Source organism: Pontibacter russatus (genome assembly GCF_009931655.1).
Classification (GTDB): domain Bacteria; phylum Bacteroidota; class Bacteroidia; order Cytophagales; family Hymenobacteraceae; genus Pontibacter; species Pontibacter russatus.
In genome coordinates, this window is record NZ_CP047984.1 from 1489695 (window position 1) to 1504527 (window position 14833).

12 protein-coding genes are annotated in these 14833 nt (G+C 55.8%); 2 read left to right on the plus strand and 10 right to left on the minus strand.

The genetic code is table 11. The annotated features are described in order from the left end of the window. Positions 1-147: 147 nt before the first annotated feature. A complete protein-coding gene (locus GSQ62_RS06015) occupies positions 148-2274 on the minus strand; it encodes a bifunctional aldolase/short-chain dehydrogenase (RefSeq protein ID WP_161888672.1) in 2127 nt (708 codons plus the stop codon). Positions 2275-2876: 602 nt separating this feature from the next. Between GSQ62_RS06015 and GSQ62_RS06020 the strand changes: the two genes are divergently transcribed. Next, on the plus strand, positions 2877-3956 hold the full coding sequence (locus tag GSQ62_RS06020) for a phosphotransferase enzyme family protein (RefSeq protein WP_161888673.1): 1080 nt from the start codon (positions 2877-2879) through the stop codon (positions 3954-3956). Between the two features lie 200 nt (positions 3957-4156). Here the strand turns inward: GSQ62_RS06020 and cysI are convergent, their stop codons facing one another. From cysI to GSQ62_RS06050, 7 genes are all read right to left on the minus strand, one after another. Next, positions 4157-5857, minus strand: a complete 1701-nt coding sequence (gene cysI / locus GSQ62_RS06025; RefSeq protein WP_161888674.1) for an assimilatory sulfite reductase (NADPH) hemoprotein subunit — start codon at positions 5855-5857, stop codon at positions 4157-4159. A 153-nt stretch (positions 5858-6010) separates the two neighbouring features. Further along, the gene (locus GSQ62_RS06030) at positions 6011-7819 is read right to left on the minus strand and encodes an assimilatory sulfite reductase (NADPH) flavoprotein subunit (protein ID WP_161888675.1); all 1809 of its coding nucleotides are present in this window, start codon (positions 7817-7819) and stop codon (positions 6011-6013) included. Between the two features lie 6 nt (positions 7820-7825). Then, on the minus strand, positions 7826-8461 hold the full coding sequence (locus tag GSQ62_RS06035; protein WP_161888676.1) for a peroxiredoxin: 636 nt from the start codon (positions 8459-8461) through the stop codon (positions 7826-7828). A 497-nt stretch (positions 8462-8958) separates the two neighbouring features. Then, the gene (locus GSQ62_RS20815) at positions 8959-9489 is read right to left on the minus strand and encodes a LysR substrate-binding domain-containing protein (protein ID WP_237587019.1); all 531 of its coding nucleotides are present in this window, start codon (positions 9487-9489) and stop codon (positions 8959-8961) included. A gap of 2 nt (positions 9490-9491) precedes the next feature. Then, the gene (locus GSQ62_RS20820; protein WP_237587021.1) at positions 9492-9851 is read right to left on the minus strand and encodes a LysR family transcriptional regulator; all 360 of its coding nucleotides are present in this window, start codon (positions 9849-9851) and stop codon (positions 9492-9494) included. A gap of 337 nt (positions 9852-10188) precedes the next feature. Further along, positions 10189-10494 carry a DUF6755 family protein gene (locus tag GSQ62_RS06045; protein ID WP_202621851.1) on the minus strand — a complete coding sequence of 102 codons (306 nt, stop codon included), beginning with the start codon at positions 10492-10494 and terminating at the stop codon, positions 10189-10191. A gap of 13 nt (positions 10495-10507) precedes the next feature. After that, positions 10508-10789: a hypothetical protein gene (locus GSQ62_RS06050; RefSeq protein ID WP_161888677.1), complete on the minus strand. Its 282-nt coding sequence runs from the start codon at positions 10787-10789 to the stop codon at positions 10508-10510. 398 nt (positions 10790-11187) lie between these two features. Here GSQ62_RS06050 and GSQ62_RS06055 point away from each other — a divergent pair, with 398 nt between their 5' ends. Beyond that, entirely contained in the window at positions 11188-12252 is a 1065-nt protein-coding gene (locus GSQ62_RS06055) for a tellurite resistance/C4-dicarboxylate transporter family protein (protein WP_161888678.1), read from the plus strand. A gap of 45 nt (positions 12253-12297) precedes the next feature. Here the strand turns inward: GSQ62_RS06055 and GSQ62_RS06060 are convergent, their stop codons facing one another. Together GSQ62_RS06060 and GSQ62_RS06065 are read right to left on the minus strand one after the other, a co-directional pair. Then, on the minus strand, positions 12298-13611 hold the full coding sequence (locus GSQ62_RS06060; RefSeq protein WP_161888679.1) for a hemolysin family protein: 1314 nt from the start codon (positions 13609-13611) through the stop codon (positions 12298-12300). Between the two features lie 582 nt (positions 13612-14193). Further along, a complete protein-coding gene (locus GSQ62_RS06065) occupies positions 14194-14613 on the minus strand; it encodes a hypothetical protein (RefSeq protein WP_161888680.1) in 420 nt (139 codons plus the stop codon). Between the last annotated feature and the right edge of the window lie 220 nt (positions 14614-14833).

The window sequence follows — 14833 nt, forward strand, 5'->3', positions numbered from 1 at the left end:
CAGTCCTCAGACCGCGTTTATCCGTTAGGTTTTTTTCTCCCCTTCTGCATACAAAACAGTTGCTGCACGATGCAGCCAGTCTCCCGCCGCCTATATAGCATTGACAGAAATGGCCTGAACGTCAGTCAGGGGGATATTTCGAACAGGTTATCTGACAAAGGCCATGGCCACACCGCCGTCCACATTCAGCACGTTGCCGGTCGACTTGCGGAGCAGCCCGCCGACAAAGGCGAAGCAGGCGTTGGCGATGTCTTCCGGCAGTATGATTTCGTTCAGCAGCGTGCGCTTGGCGTAGTATGCCGGCAGTTCCTCCACTTTCACACCATAGGCTTTGGCGCGGCCCTCGGCCCAGCCACCGGCCCATATGTTGCTGTCGCTGATAACAGCGTCCGGGTTCACCACATTCACGCGGATGCCATCGCCGCCCAACTCAGCGGCATTCAGCCTGCTCAGGTGCAGCTGTGCCGCCTTGGCGGAGCCGTAGCCTGCGTTGTTCGGGCCGGACACCAATGCGTTCTTGCTCACGATGTTCAGCACGTCGCCGCCGATGCCCTGCTTGCGCATCACCTCCACGCCTGCCTGCGTTACCAGAAACTGGCCTTTCACCAGCACATCATACAGCAGGTCCCAGTCATTATTGGTGTGTTCCTCTATAGGCTTTGAGATGGAAAGCCCGGCGTTGTTCACCACGATGTCCACGCCCCCGAAGGCCAGGGCGGCTGCGTCAAAAGCCGCTTTGATCTGGTCGCTCTTTGTCACGTCCAGCAGGGCTGTGGCATAGGAATCCTTGCCATACTGGGCCTTGAACTCGTCGCCTGCGCCCTGCAGGCGCTCCTCGTTCATATCGTTCAGCACCACTACGGCGCCCTCTTCCACAAACTTCTTCGCGATGGCCTTGCCTATGCCGCCCGCGCTGCCTGTTATCAGGGCTATCCGGCCTGAGAGCGCCTTGGGCTTGGGCATGCGCTGCAGCTTCGCCTCCTCTAGCAGCCAGTACTCAATATCAAACGCCTCCTGACGCGGCAGCGAGGTGTACTCCGATACCGCCTCCGCGCCTTTCATCACGTTGATGGCGTTGATATAGAACTCAGAGGCCACCCGCGTGGTCTGCTTGTCTTTTGAGAAGGTAAACATGCCCACGCCCGGGTACAGAATCACCACCGGGTTTTTGTCGCGCACAGCCGGGCTGTTTGGGTGCTTGTGGTTCTCGTAGTAGGCGGCGTACATCTGGCGGTACTCCTCAAATGCCGGTGCCAGCCTTTCCTTCAGCGCCTTCGCGTCCGACAGGTCCTCGTCAGGCTTCAGGTCCAGTACCAGCGGGCTGATTTTGGTGCGCAGGAAGTGGTCGGGGCAACTGGTGCCCATTGGGGCGAGCCTGTCCAGGTCGTTGGAGTTGATGAACTCCAGCACCCGGGCGTCATCGGTGAAGTGGCCCACCATATGGCGCTCGCTGGAGCAGAAGCCCCGCAGCACCGGCGCCAGCGCGGCGGCCTGCTTTCTGCGGGCACTCTCTTCCAGGCTCTGTATTTTAGCGCCCCCGAACACGGGGCCTTTCTTGCCGATGTTCTGCTCCAGGTACTCGGCGCACTTCTCTATTACCTCCAGTGTGTTCACGTAGCTCTCATAGGCGGTATCGCCCCAGGTGAAGAGGCCGTGGGAGCCGAGCATGATACCCCGGATGCCGGGGTTCTCGTCGAGGCACTGGCGCAGCTGCAAGCCCAGGTCGAAGCCGGGTCGCTGCCAGCCCACCCACCCGATGGTGCCGCCGAACAGCTCCTCGGTTATTTTCTGCCCGTCTTTGGCGGCGGCAATGGCGATGGCCGCATCCGGGTGCAGGTGGTCGATGTGCTTGAAGGGAAGAAAACCGTGCAGCGGCGTGTCGATAGACGGGGCCTTGGAGCTGAGGTCGAAGATGCTGTGGTTGAAAAGCTCCACCATCTCGTCCTCGTGCTCGATGCCGCGGTACACGTTTTTCAGGCTTCGCAGGCGGTCCACATACAGGGCGGCGAGGCCGCTGCGCTTCAGCGTGCCCAGGTCGCCGCCGGATCCTTTCACCCACATCACCTCTGTTTCCTGTCCGGTCAGCGGGTCTTTGGCCATAACTTTGCAGGAGGTGTTGCCGCCCCCGTAATTCGTCAGCCTCAAATCGGCCCCCAGCAGGTTCGACCTGTAAATGAGCAGGCCCACCTCATCGCCCTGGAGCTTGGCGGCCTCCTCCTCATCCCACAGATAACTTACATGCCTGAACCCGGTTTTCGTTGTCAAATCTAACATATGCTTCAATAATTTTATGTTGCGGTTTTAATTTGAATATTACCGTACCCACAAAGGCCACGGAGAGCATGGTGGTGGTTACTCCCGGCACGAAAGCAGCAGCCATACAGCCCAACCTCCTGTGCCGCTGTAGCTGTAGCCAACACGCTGAACGCCCCGGGGCAAGCCCCAAACGACACCCATATTTTTTACTAAAATAAACAGAACAGAAATATTAACTCTCCTGTAGTGTCATGGTTTGGCCCCAGAAAAACATATCCTCATACTGCGGCGAACACCAAAATTGATATGCCCGGATAGGCAACCTGCCGGGTGTGTACGAATACAACCTGTTCTTTCCATTTCGGAGGAGGAACCGGGGGCGGGTTTCCTGCGCGGCTCACTATTTGAAATTTTATGCTGCCAGTGTTTTTTGGATCTGCATCAGGTAGGAAACCCGAAGCGCAGCCAAGGCGGGTTGCTGGTAGTGCGACAGGCATACAAGATAAAATAAGTGTGCCTCTGACCCAACCGATGGAGATTCAAGTTTGCAAAGCCAGGAAAACAATGGAGGGTTTGCGCAGAAATTAAGTATCTTGGCTCAGTAAAAACCTTGATCATCCATGCTTCACGACATACTGGAGGCCTACGGGCTGCCCCCGCAAGACTGCCTGACTGAGAAACTGGACTCGGGCCTGATAAACCGGACCTGGAAAGTAACGGCGGGACAGGAGGAATACGTGCTGCAGCGGGTGAACAACCAGGTGTTCAAGTCTCCGCAGGACATCTCGGACAACATCCAGAAGATAGGCCGCTTCCTGAGCACCCACTCCCCCGGTTACCTGTTCATATCTCCTGTTGCGACTGCTTCCGGTAAGTACCTGGTGCAGGACGGCGCCGGTGACTTTTACCGCCTGATGCCCTTTGTCAGGGGCTCGCGCACGATTGACACCGTCCGAACCAGGGAAGAGGCGTACGAGGCGGCCCGGCAGTTCGGCAGGTTCACCAGCCTGCTGTCGGGTTTCGGCACACAGGCGCTGCACTACACGCTGCCCGACTTCCACAACCTGACCCTGCGCTTCGAACAGTTTGAGGCAGCATATAAGCTGGCGGAACCGGAACGATTGACGGAGGCCAGCGGCCCCATCGAGGCTGCCTTCCGGCACCAGGGCCTCGTCAGCACGTACCAGTCCGTGAAAACAAACAGCGACATTCCGCTTCGCGTGATCCACCACGACACAAAGATCAGCAATGTGCTGTTTGATGAAAACGGCAAAGGCCTGTGCGTGATTGACCTGGACACCGTGATGCCGGGGTATTTCATCAGCGACCTGGGCGACATGATGCGCACCTACCTCTCGCCTGTGAGCGAGGAGGAGCGGGACCTGAGCAAGATCATTATCCGCGAGGATTATTTTGAAGCCGTGATAGAAGGGTACTTCTCTGAGATGGCCAAAGAATTGACGTCCGCCGAAAAGGATCTCTGCCTCTATGCGGGCGAGTTCATGATCTACATGCAGGCCATCCGCTTCCTGACGGATTTCCTGAACGGCGACACCTACTACGCCACTACTTATCCCAAACAGAACCTGGTGCGGGCGCAGAACCAGTTCACGCTGCTGCAGCGCTACCTGGACGCCGAGGAGCGCCTTGACAGGATTGTCCATAATTTTATAGACAAGGAACCGGCAAGGAATTCATAATGCAGGGAAGCCTTCCAGGGAGTTTATATATAGCCGGGCCCCTTTTGCGGCTGTGGAAGCAACCCTTCTCTATCACTTACTAAATATGGCTTCACACTCGTCTCAACAAAAAAGGGGGCACCTGCTGAGGTGCCCCCTTTTAGGGTAAAGTGCCGCCAGGTTATATATGGCGCTATATATGATTCAGGGCCTCTCTCGGCTTAAGCCAGCACCCTGACCGGACGGTCTGTGGGTTCTACTATATTTTTCCGGATAACAAAGTCGCCGAAGTGCTCTCCTGCCTCCCTTTCCTGCGCATAGGCCGCCAGTATAGGCTCCAGCGCCTCCAGGATGGCCTCTTCCGAAAGCATCTCTTTGTAGAGCGTATTCAGCCTGTCTCCATTGTGGCTGGCGCCCAGGTACAGGTTGTACCGCCCCAAGGCCCGGCCCACAAACCCGATTTCACCCAGCGAAGACCGGGCACAGCCGTTCGGGCAGCCCGTCATGCGAATGTTGATGGCATCGGTCTCCAGCCCGTTCTTCCGCATCAGCACATCCAGTTTGTCTACCAGCGAGGGCAGGTAGCGCTCTGACTCGGCGAAGGCAAGGCCGCAGGTGTTCAGGGCCACGCAGGCCATCGAACTGAGCCGCAGGCCTGTCAGCTTGGGATGGTTCAGGACCCCATGCTGCAGCAGAATATTCTCGATAATGTCCTTCTCCCCTTCTTCCACGTTCCCGATAATCAGGTTCTGGTTTCCGGTGAGCCGGAAATCGCCGTTGAGGACAAGGGCTACCTCGCGCAAGGCTTTCTTCAGTACATACCCTTCCTCGTCCTTCACCCGGCCGTGCTCCACAAACAGGGTATAAAACCACTTGCCGTTCGTGCCCTTCAGCCACCCGTACTGGTCTCCGTTGGTCACGAATCGGAACGGGCGCGGGCTCTCCAGTTGCCAGCCCAGGCGCGTGTTCAGTTCGCTCACAAACCACTCCAGGCCGCGCTTGTCGATGGTATATTTCAGCCTCGAGTTCCTTCTGTCGGACCGGTTGCCGTAGTCCCGCTGGATCGCGATAACCGTTTCTGCCGCCTCGATCACCTTTTCTTTCGGCACATAACCGATCACGTCGGCAAGTCGCGCATAAGTCGTTTCCACGCCAAAGGTGCTGCCCAGGCCGCCGCCCACACACACATTGAAGCCCATCAACTGGCCGTTTTCCTCAATCGCGATCAGACCCAGATCGTTGGCGAAAACATCTATGTCATTCCGGGGCGGAATGGTTAGTGCTATTTTGAATTTGCGGGGCAGGTACGTTTCGTGGTACAAAGGCTCCGCATCCGGCGTGCCGCTCACCTTTTCCTTGTCCAGCCATATCTCGTGGTAGGCGGTCGTCTTCGGCTTGAAGTACTCGCTTATCTGTGCGGCCATGTCATATACCTCCTCGTGTATCGGCGACTGGTGCGGATTCGGGCTGCACATCACGTTGCGGTTCACGTCGCCGCAGGTGGCGATGGTGCTCAGCAGCGCGTCGTTCACGGCCTTGATGGTGGGCTTGAGGCCGCGCTTGAGGATGCCGTGGAACTGGAACGACTGCCGCGTGGTCAGTTTCATGGTGCCGTTGCCGTACTTATCAGACAGCTCGTCGAGGATGAGCCACTGGTCCGGCCTCGTGATGCCGCCCGGCACCCGTACCCGCACCATGAACTGGTACAAGGGTTCCAGCTTCTGCCGCTTCCGCTCGCTTTCCAGGTCCCGGTCATATTGCTGGTAAGACCCGTGGTACTTGATCAGCTTCACATCGTCGGGGTGCAGGGCGCCCGTCAGCGGGTTGCTCAGACTCTCCTTGATGGTGCCCCGGAGAAAATCACTCCGCTCCTTTATATATTCGTCGTCAGACAATCTCTGCTTTTCCAGTTGCTCTTCCATCGTTATTCTCTATATAATATAAACACGCCGCCCCTCCCAAACCCGATATGGGTTGGCTCCGCTTTCACTCCGTCCGGCGCTGTATAATCGTACCCAGGGAGCCCAGGTGCAGGGGCAGGGCGCGTTGAATCTGTGTTATCTGATCCGTTGCTGCTAATAAATGTCTGTCTGGTAGCGGTTCGATTTCTGGAGGTATTTCACGTATTCCTCCGCTTTCTCTACCGTCACGCCCCCGTGCTGCTTGATGATTTCGCGCAGGGTGCTGTCTACGTCTTTGGCCATTTGCTTGGCATCGCCGCATATATATAAATGGGCGCCGTTCTCCAGCCAGTCATATAGCTCCCGGCCTTTTTCCATCATCCGGTGCTGCACATACAGCTTCTGCTTCTGGTCGCGCGAGAAAGCCACGTCCGCTTTGGTCAGAATGCCCTCCTTCAGGTACTGCTGCCACTCGGCCTGGTACAGAAAATCCGTGGTGAAGTTTCTGTCGCCGAAGAAGAGCCAGGATTTGCCATTATGTTCCGCTACCTCACGGTGCTGCATAAAAGCCCTGAAAGGCGCCACCCCGGTACCGGGGCCCACCATGATGATGGGCGCTTCCGGGTCAGCAGGAAGCTTGAAGCGGCTGTTCTTGTCCACAAACACCTTCACCTTGTCATCCACATGGAACCGGTCAGACAGCGTGGCGGAGCAGAGGCCTTCCTTGTTCCGGCCATGCGCCTGGTAGCGCACCACCGACACGAGCAGGTGTACCTCGTCCTCCACCGCCGCCTGCGAGGAGGCAATGGAATACATGCGCGGCTGATTTTTGCGCAGCACTGCCAGCAGCTCGTCTGCCTCCAGCGCGTAGGGCACCTCGTGCAGCAGGTCGAGCACATCGCGCCCGTACACAAAATCCGCCACCTTGCGGTTATCCGTCAGGAGGTCTTTCAGCTTCGCGTCTCCGGTCAGGTTGGCATAGTTCGTCAGCGTAACCCCTGACAGCGGGCTCAGCTCATAGTCGTAGGTCAGCGCCTCCACGAGCGGCTTTTCACCATTGTGCCCCTTCACCACCATATCCCCCGAAAGTTTAGTCGCCTCCAGCACCCCTTCTATAAGGGCGGCGGAATTGGTGCCATATACCCCCAGCGCATCACCGGGCTCATAAGTCAGACCAGAACCTTCGAGGCTCAGTTCCAGGTGCATTGTTTCTTTGGATGATCCTCGCCCGTTCAGGTTGATTTTCTCCAGGATGGTTGCCTCAAACGGATGCTTGCGGGAGAATTTCGGTGCGTCAGCCGGTACGGCCGCGCCATTTACGCTCACATCCGGCGCAGCTTTTGTGCCTGATGCCTGGGCGATTGCCTGCAGCAGCGATTGCTGCCATGCCTCCGCCGCCTCCTCATAGTCCACATCGCAGTCTACGCGGGGGCTGATGCGCTGCGCGCCCAGTTTTTCGAGCACGGCGTCAAATTCTTTCCCTGTCTGGCAGAAATCCACATAGCTGCTGTCGCCCAGGGCAAGCACGCCAAACTTGACATGCGAGAGGTCCGGCGCTTTTTTGCCGTGCAGGAACTGGTGCAGATCCTCGGCCTGCACCGGGGGCTCCCCGATGCCGTGGGTGCTCACCAGCACGGCCAGGTTCGTCACTTTCTTCAGGTCCCTGGTTTTAAAGGAAGCCATATCGGTCACTTCGGCCTCCAGGCCCTGCGCCTTGGCCAGGCTGGCCAGATTGTGTGCCAGGGTCTCGCAGTTCCCGGTGTGGCTGCCATATAAAACCGTCAACTTCTGCGCCGTTTCTGCCAAGGCAGGGGCCGCCTCCGTTGGCGCGGCTACTGCGCCAGCGGGCACGGCGGACACGCCTGCAAAATAGCCGGACAGCCACTGCAGCTGCCCGGAATCCAGGCCAGACAATGCTTCGGAGAGCTGTGCCGCCTGCTTGTCAGAGAACGGCCCTCTCTCCAGACCTTTCTTAAAATCCATGTACTGTTACTTGTTAGGTTGCGGTGTGTACCGTAAATAAGGCTTGATAACCTTGTGTCCTTTCGGGAATTTGGCTTCCACGTCCTCTTGCTTGACGGATGGCGAAATAATCACATCCTGCCCCTGCTCCCAGTCTACCGGGGTGGCCACGCTGTAGTTGGCGGTCAGTTGCAGCGAGTCGATTACCCGCAGTATCTCGAAGAAGTTTCTTCCGGTAGAGGCCGGGTAGGTGATGATGGCTTTGATTTTCTTGTCCGGGCCAATAAAATACACGGAACGCACGGTGGCGCTGGTGGAGGCGTTCGGATGGATCATGTTGTACAGACCGGCCACTTTCCTGTCCACGTCCGCTATGATGGGGAAGTCCACGTCGCAGTGCTGCGTCTCGTTGATGTCCTTTATCCACTCGTAGTGCGAATCCAGTTCGTCCACGCTCACGGCGATCACCTTCGTGTCTCTTTTAGCAAACTCATCCTTCAGTTGGGCGGTGCGGCCAAGCTCCGTGGTGCAGACAGGCGTAAAATCGGCAGGGTGCGAGTAGATGATTCCCCAGCTGTCTCCGAGCCACTCATGGAAGTTAATCTCGCCTGCTGTGGTTTGTGCCGTAAAATTTGGTGCTTCGTCTCCGATTCTCAGACTCATAGTTTCTATTTTTTTAGTTGTACATTATTCGATCACTTCTCCTCTCCGGACTGGCGAAAGGCTTGCCCTTCAGCTACGTGTGGAGAGGGGTTCTATATAAAGGCAGATAAAATGCGCTGCTTACCGATCCTGTCCTTTCCTCTGTTTTTATCAGCCACAGAATATAACAGCCCTATAGGAGCCATTGTTCCTGTTTGTATACACAAATATACGGCAGGAGAGCAGGAGATGCCAATTGTAAAAATTGATTTAGGATAACTTAAAGTTATAGGCTTACAAACGCGCACAGAGATCAGCCGCTGCATTTCAGTCTTATATACAATATCAGCACCAGCCACCTCCCGTGGAGCGGCCGCAGCTATATAGCCTGCAGGTATATACGCTGCGCTGCTGCTCCTTCCGAAACCGCAGCGGTGAAGGCCAGCCTGTCTTCAATCCGGATGGAGGGTATAGCACCATCCGGATAGTCCGGACGGCAAATCAGCGGGCTGCCATAATCAGAAACTATGGTTCCGGATTAGGAAGCGCATCAGCAGCGCGGGCAGCCCACCTTCCGGGCCCTGCGGGGTGATGAAGTAAAAATTGCGGTGGATGGGCAGCTTCTTGATGCTGATGATCTTGAGCGTACCGTTCTCCAGTTCGTTAGGGATGGCGTGCATCGATAGGAAAGCCATACAGTCGGAGTGCTGCAGGTACGATTTAATGGCCTCGGTGCTCCCCAGTTGCATCTCCACAGACAGGTCGGACAGGCGGATGCCTTTCTGCTTCAGCGCGTCGGCAATCACCTCCAGCGTGCCCGAGCCGGGCTCGCGGAGCAGGAGCGGTATCTTTTTCAGCTCCTCCGGCCTGATTTCCTCTTTGCGGGCCAGCGCGTTTTTACTGCCGCAGACCAGCACAATCTCGTCTTTCAGAAAGGGGGTATAATGGATTTCCCGGCGCTTGGATTTCCCCTCTATCACTCCCATCTCGATGGTCTTGTGCAACAGGGCCTGCTCAATCTGCTCGGTGTTGCCGCTGAGCAACTCCACCTTCACGTCCTGGTGCAGGCTGTGGAAACGGGCCAGCAGGGGGGCAGTATATACTGCGTGATGGACGTGCTGGACCCCACGTGCAGCACGCCCTTGTGGGTCTGGTTTAGTTGGTTGAGGTCGAATTCCACCTGCCGGTAGATTTCCTGGATGGCCTCGGTGTGCTTCAGGAGCACCTCACCGGCCGGAGAGAGCTGCACCTTGTTCCCCCGCCGGTCAAAAAGGGCGATGTTGAACTGGCTCTCGAGTTCTTTTATATGCTTGGTAACCGCAGGCTGGGAAATGAGCAGTTCTTCGGCGGCCTTGGTGAAGTTGAGCCGCCGGGCCACGGTGTAAAATACTTTCAGGCGAAAATCGAACATATGCAATAATAAGCCAATTTCCGGAAAAGAGCGCAGTGGCCGGTACCGGGCCTGTCCGATTTCAAAATAGCCGGCAAGTAGCGGCAAGGGCGGGGAGGGCTATATAGGATGAGAATTGTTTATTATATAACCTAAGTTTTATAACCCAAGTTGCGGTATACTTACAAAGATGAAAAATGCCCTGCCCCTTCCGGGAGGGGGACAGTAACTCGTTTCTAAGAAAATTCCCCGCTTGGGAGGGGTAGGGTTGAGTTTACAATCATCAAAAATTTATCGGTTCATATACCACAACCTGAGTTATATATAAATGCACCCTATCCAGGTTGTGGCGGAAGACTTATTTGTACTTGTTCGCTTTGTATTTATTCACTTCCTTCTCCGGGACCTCCAGTTTGTTGTGGATGATCACCCTGGAATCCGGCAGGAATTTGAGCAGCCAGAGGTTCACGAAAAAGAGGATCAGCGAGAAAATAAAGGCGGCGATGGCCAGGCCGGAGTGCTCCTCCAGGGCATTGTTGAGGGCGCTGTACAGCAGCCATATCTGAATGCTCATGTTGCCGATCAGTGCCATGATGATGCCCAGCATCAGGGTGCTCGTCTTGTTGGGGTGCGCCTGGTTCTGCGCCTCTCTGAAATCACTCATAATCGTCTCCCGGTTAGCTTGCCTGTTCCTTGTAGGCTGTCACATATACTTTCTCGTCGCGCACCACCACGCTTAGCTGCGGCAGGCTGCGGGGCGGGGGGCCCTGCAGCCAGACAGAATAGCGGTAGATGATGCCAAACACGGCGAACACGGTCCCGAACAGGTAGGCGATGAGCGCCGCGTCAAAGTTCTGCAAATCGCGGGAGCCGATATACACCAGCGCAATAACCAGCACCATCGCGATGAAGGCATTCAGCAGTGCTTTCCTGTTTAAGTTTGAGAAGATTCTAAACATATGGCAGGGGCATTAAACAGTTCGTTCTCCGGCTCGAGAATGCCCGGAAGGCAATTTTCCGGGATGCAATTGGCTCTCCAGGTGGCTATCAGCAATTACGCTTCCCGCACCTTGGCTTAGAGTTGATACCGTAAATTAGGGAATTTGGTTGGGGCAACAAAGTCATTTTGGCGGCGATGCGGTATTCAGAAAAGTTCTAAATTCGCTGGAGAGCGGGCAAGGCTGCTAAATCCGGGGCCATTATGGTGGAGCGGGCAGTCCTATATATAACCCTTGCCCCCTTCGGGAGTATTCGTAAGCTCTGGTGGAAATAGCGTGGGGCGGAGCGCAGAAAATCAGGCGCTTTGTCTTTACTTTGAGAACACATCCCGATAGCATCGGGAAGAAATTTAAGCGTTATGGCGATATTGTCTTTGTTGAAAGCGGAAGTAAAGGGCCTGTTCCCGGCCTACTTCGCCCTGGTCATGTCGACGGGCATTGTTTCCATTGCGGCGCACCTGCTGGGTTTCCCCGCCATCAGCGTCGCGCTTTTCTGGCTGAACAACCTCCTCTTCCTGGTCATGCTGGCCATGCTGCTGTGCCGGGTGGTGTTCTATTTTTCCGCCTTCGCCGAGGATATCCAGTCGCATGCCAAGGGGGCTGGCTTTCTGACGCTGGTGGCGGCCGCCTGCATCCTGGGCATCCAGCACATTTTGCTGAAAGAAAACTACGCCGTGGCGCAGGCGCTCTGGTACCTCGCGCTGGTGCTGTGGATTATCCTCATATATACTTTCTTCATCAACATCACCACCAAAAAGGAAAAGCCCACGCTGGAGCACGGCATAAACGGGATATGGCTGGTAGCCGTGGTGGCCACGCAGGCGGTGGCCATTCTGGGCACTTACCTGGCCCACCACCTGCCGTTTCCGCCGGAGCGGGTGGTGTTCCTGTCGCTGTGCGGCTATATGCTGGGCTGCATGCTGTATATCATCCTCATCACGCTTATTTTCTACCGCCTCACGTTCTTCCCGATGAAGGCGGAGGCCTTCGCGCCGCCCTACTGGATTAACATGGGCGCGGTGGCCATCAGTACGCTTTCGGGTGCCACCCTCATCATGAACATCAACGAGATAACGGGGTTGCAGGATTTTATCCCTTTCGTGAAGGGGTTCAGCCTCTTCTTTTGGGTGACGGGCACCTGGTGGATTCCGATTATCGTGGTGCTGGGGATATGGCGGCATCTGTATAACCATTTTCCGATTTTTTATCACCCGCAGTACTGGGGCATGGTGTTTCCGCTGGGCATGTACACGGTGTGTACCTGGCGGCTGGCCCAGGCCCTGGAGCTGCCCTACCTGCAGCTCATCCCTGCCTACTTTATCTATATAGCCTTCACCGCCTGGCTGGTTGCGTTCCTGGGGCTCTGCTTTAACCTCGTAAAACTGTTTTCCCCGAAAAGAAACACCGAAACAATCCGGACCTGACTTGACCTGAGAAATGCGCTTTGTTTATATTTATATAGGCTGATTTTATATATGCCGGTCCGCCGGGCCGGCTGCTTCGGCGGGCTTCTTCGTCAGCAGGACTTTGTCTACCTTAAAGCCGTCCATGTCAATGATTTCTATCTCAAAGCCGTTGTGCTCCAGCCGCTCGCCCACCGTCGGGAACCGGCCCAGGAGGTGTATGACGAACCCGGCCAGCGTGGTAAAATCGTCTGAGTCTTTCCTGATGAATTCCTGCTTCAGCTCCCTGTTCAGGTTGTGGATGGAGACGGAGCCGCTCACCAGCAAAGAACCGTCCTCCCGCCTCACCACATCGGGCTCGCCGAACTCGTCCATGTCCGGCAAATCTCCCACAATCGACTCGAGCAGGTCGTGCAGCGTGATGACGCCCTCCACAGACCCGAACTCATCCACCACAACGGCCATATACTGCTTCTGCTTCTTGAAGGTGTTCAGCACGGCGTTCGCCAGCATCGACTCCGACACATATATCGGCTTCTGGACAAAGGCGGCGAGCGGCTCCTGCCTGTCCGACAGCAGGAACTTGTAAAAGTCCTTCGCGTGCAGCACGCCCACCAGCATGTCGAAATTGCCGTCGCACACCGGGAACCTGGAGTGGACGCTGGCCTCCACCGCCTCTTTTATCTTCTCGATCGGGTGGTTGATGTCCAGCCACTCCACGTCCATGCGGCGCGTCATCAGGTTTTTGGCCCGCTGGTCGGCATAGGTGAAGATGTTCTGGTGCAGTTCAGTTTCTTCCTTCGCCAGTATCCCCTGCCTGCCCGCTGTCCGGATGATCTGCCGGATCTCCTCCTCTGACATTTTCTCCTCGGTAGGCTCCTTCACCCCGAGCAGCTTCACCACCAGGTTGGTGGAGCCCGACAGGATTTTGACCAGGGGCATGGTGAGCAGGGTGAAGACCTTGATGACGGGGGCCACCGCGAGCGCGATGCTGTTGGCGTTGCTGAGGGCAATGGTCTTGGGGATGAGCTCCCCAATGACAATAGTGAAATAGGTGATAAGGCCGATGACCAGCACAATGGAGAGCGAGTCGGCGTACGGGGCCAGGAAACCGACCTCCAGCATCCAGACCCGCACATCGTCCGAGAGGGCGGCACCACCGTAGGCACCCGATATAATCCCAATCAGCGTGATGCCCACCTGCACGGCGGAGAGGAAATCCTCTGGCGAATCAAGCAGTTCCAGCACAGTTTGGGCGCTTTTGCTGCCTTTCTTCGCCTGCTGCGTCACCCTGTTCTTGTTCACAGATATGATGGAGAGTTCCGAGAGTGCAAAAAAACCGTTCAGCATCGTCAGGAGTACCAGGATAATTATTTCCATCTTTTAGGAGTGGGTGATATAGATTGTACGGTGATGCGGAAAGAAAATTTGCACAAATCTCTCTGCCCGGCTTCGGCGGCCAGGGTGCCAGGCTGAAAGAGGGAGTGGCCCGCCGGGAAAAGGCCCTTGGGGGCCTGCGGTTACAGCTGCCCGGAGGGTATATATAGCTGGTGTGCCACCGGAGAGGTTCCGCGCCTGTCTATACAACGTCTATATCACGTGGACTTAAGAATTGTTTTGTTTAAGCCTTGAAATAATGTATTCCCACCGGACCAAATCCTTTCAAATTCTATAGCCAGCTTTGGTGCTCTCAGTCCGAGAGGCCTCCCCGAAATGCTTCGGGGTAAACTAATCCCCTTCGGCACTGTGTAGCTGAAGCTGCCGGGGGTAGGGGCCCTCTATTCGCTCTGCTCCGGCTGCCTCACTTCGTTCGGCACCGCAACAGCTACAAGGCGCCTCATGGAAAAACTGGAAATAGTTACGCATTGAACTTCTTTTGGAGGTTTACAAGTGAGTTAGTAATCTGATAATCAGTCGATTAAGTATTGGCTTATCCCGGGGGGCACGTTATATAGGTTATGCCTATTGCGCTTCGCGCGCAGACAGCCACGCGACTGCCTCTGCCCTGCTGGTAAAGTTTTTCAGCTGGAAAGAAAGCAACTGCGAGTCTGTGATGTGCTTGATGTTTTCCTGGGCGGTGGCTTCCACAGAGGCCTTTGCCGATTGCAAGCGGGCCAGTTTCTGGACCCGCGTCTTCATGACCCCCGCCGCCAGGTACATCGCCACCTCCCTGCTTTCCTCCTCGCTCACCGATATCACGGTTTTGGTAGAGTCGAGCAGAATCCGCTTCACATCATAGTTCCTCACATTGTCCATAAGAATGTCGATGCTGTGCTTTATCTCGGGCAGCAGGAAGCCATGCAGATCAGGGTAAGCGACTTCCAGTATGTCAGCGGCGGGGTTATAATCCAATGTTATAATGCTGTTCTTGAAAAGGAGCATCTCTTGAAAGTTTGGCTTCTGCCAATATAGCTATATATGGCTGCTAATGGAAAATATTTCGGAAATAAGTGAAGGCCACACGCATCAGGTATCTGGTCAGAGGACTTTTGTATCACCCATACCTCAACACCAACTTTTTATCATCTGTGATGCCTATGTAGGAGAGTGCGGCTAAATTTTGGACGCACTCTCCCACATAGCACGGGCTGCACGCGCAGGA

What these genes read in the sequence shown, in the direction of transcription:
- GSQ62_RS06050 (WP_161888677.1), bottom strand. Translation starts at nt 10,789, where the DNA reads ATGTTTAGAATCTTCTCAAACTTAAACAGGAAAGCACTGCTGAATGCC.
- GSQ62_RS06015 (WP_161888672.1), bottom strand. Translation starts at nt 2,274, where the DNA reads ATGTTAGATTTGACAACGAAAACCGGGTTCAGGCATGTAAGTTATCTG.
- GSQ62_RS06060 (WP_161888679.1), bottom strand. Translation starts at nt 13,611, where the DNA reads ATGGAAATAATTATCCTGGTACTCCTGACGATGCTGAACGGTTTTTTT.
- GSQ62_RS06045 (WP_202621851.1), bottom strand. Translation starts at nt 10,494, where the DNA reads ATGAGTGATTTCAGAGAGGCGCAGAACCAGGCGCACCCCAACAAGACG.
- GSQ62_RS06065 (WP_161888680.1), bottom strand. Translation starts at nt 14,613, where the DNA reads ATGCTCCTTTTCAAGAACAGCATTATAACATTGGATTATAACCCCGCC.
- GSQ62_RS06030 (WP_161888675.1), bottom strand. Translation starts at nt 7,819, where the DNA reads ATGGATTTTAAGAAAGGTCTGGAGAGAGGGCCGTTCTCTGACAAGCAG.
- GSQ62_RS06035 (WP_161888676.1), bottom strand. Translation starts at nt 8,461, where the DNA reads ATGAGTCTGAGAATCGGAGACGAAGCACCAAATTTTACGGCACAAACC.
- GSQ62_RS06055 (WP_161888678.1), top strand. Translation starts at nt 11,188, where the DNA reads ATGGCGATATTGTCTTTGTTGAAAGCGGAAGTAAAGGGCCTGTTCCCG.
- GSQ62_RS20820 (WP_237587021.1), bottom strand. Translation starts at nt 9,851, where the DNA reads ATGTTCGATTTTCGCCTGAAAGTATTTTACACCGTGGCCCGGCGGCTC.
- cysI (WP_161888674.1), bottom strand. Translation starts at nt 5,857, where the DNA reads ATGGAAGAGCAACTGGAAAAGCAGAGATTGTCTGACGACGAATATATA.
- GSQ62_RS06020 (WP_161888673.1), top strand. Translation starts at nt 2,877, where the DNA reads ATGCTTCACGACATACTGGAGGCCTACGGGCTGCCCCCGCAAGACTGC.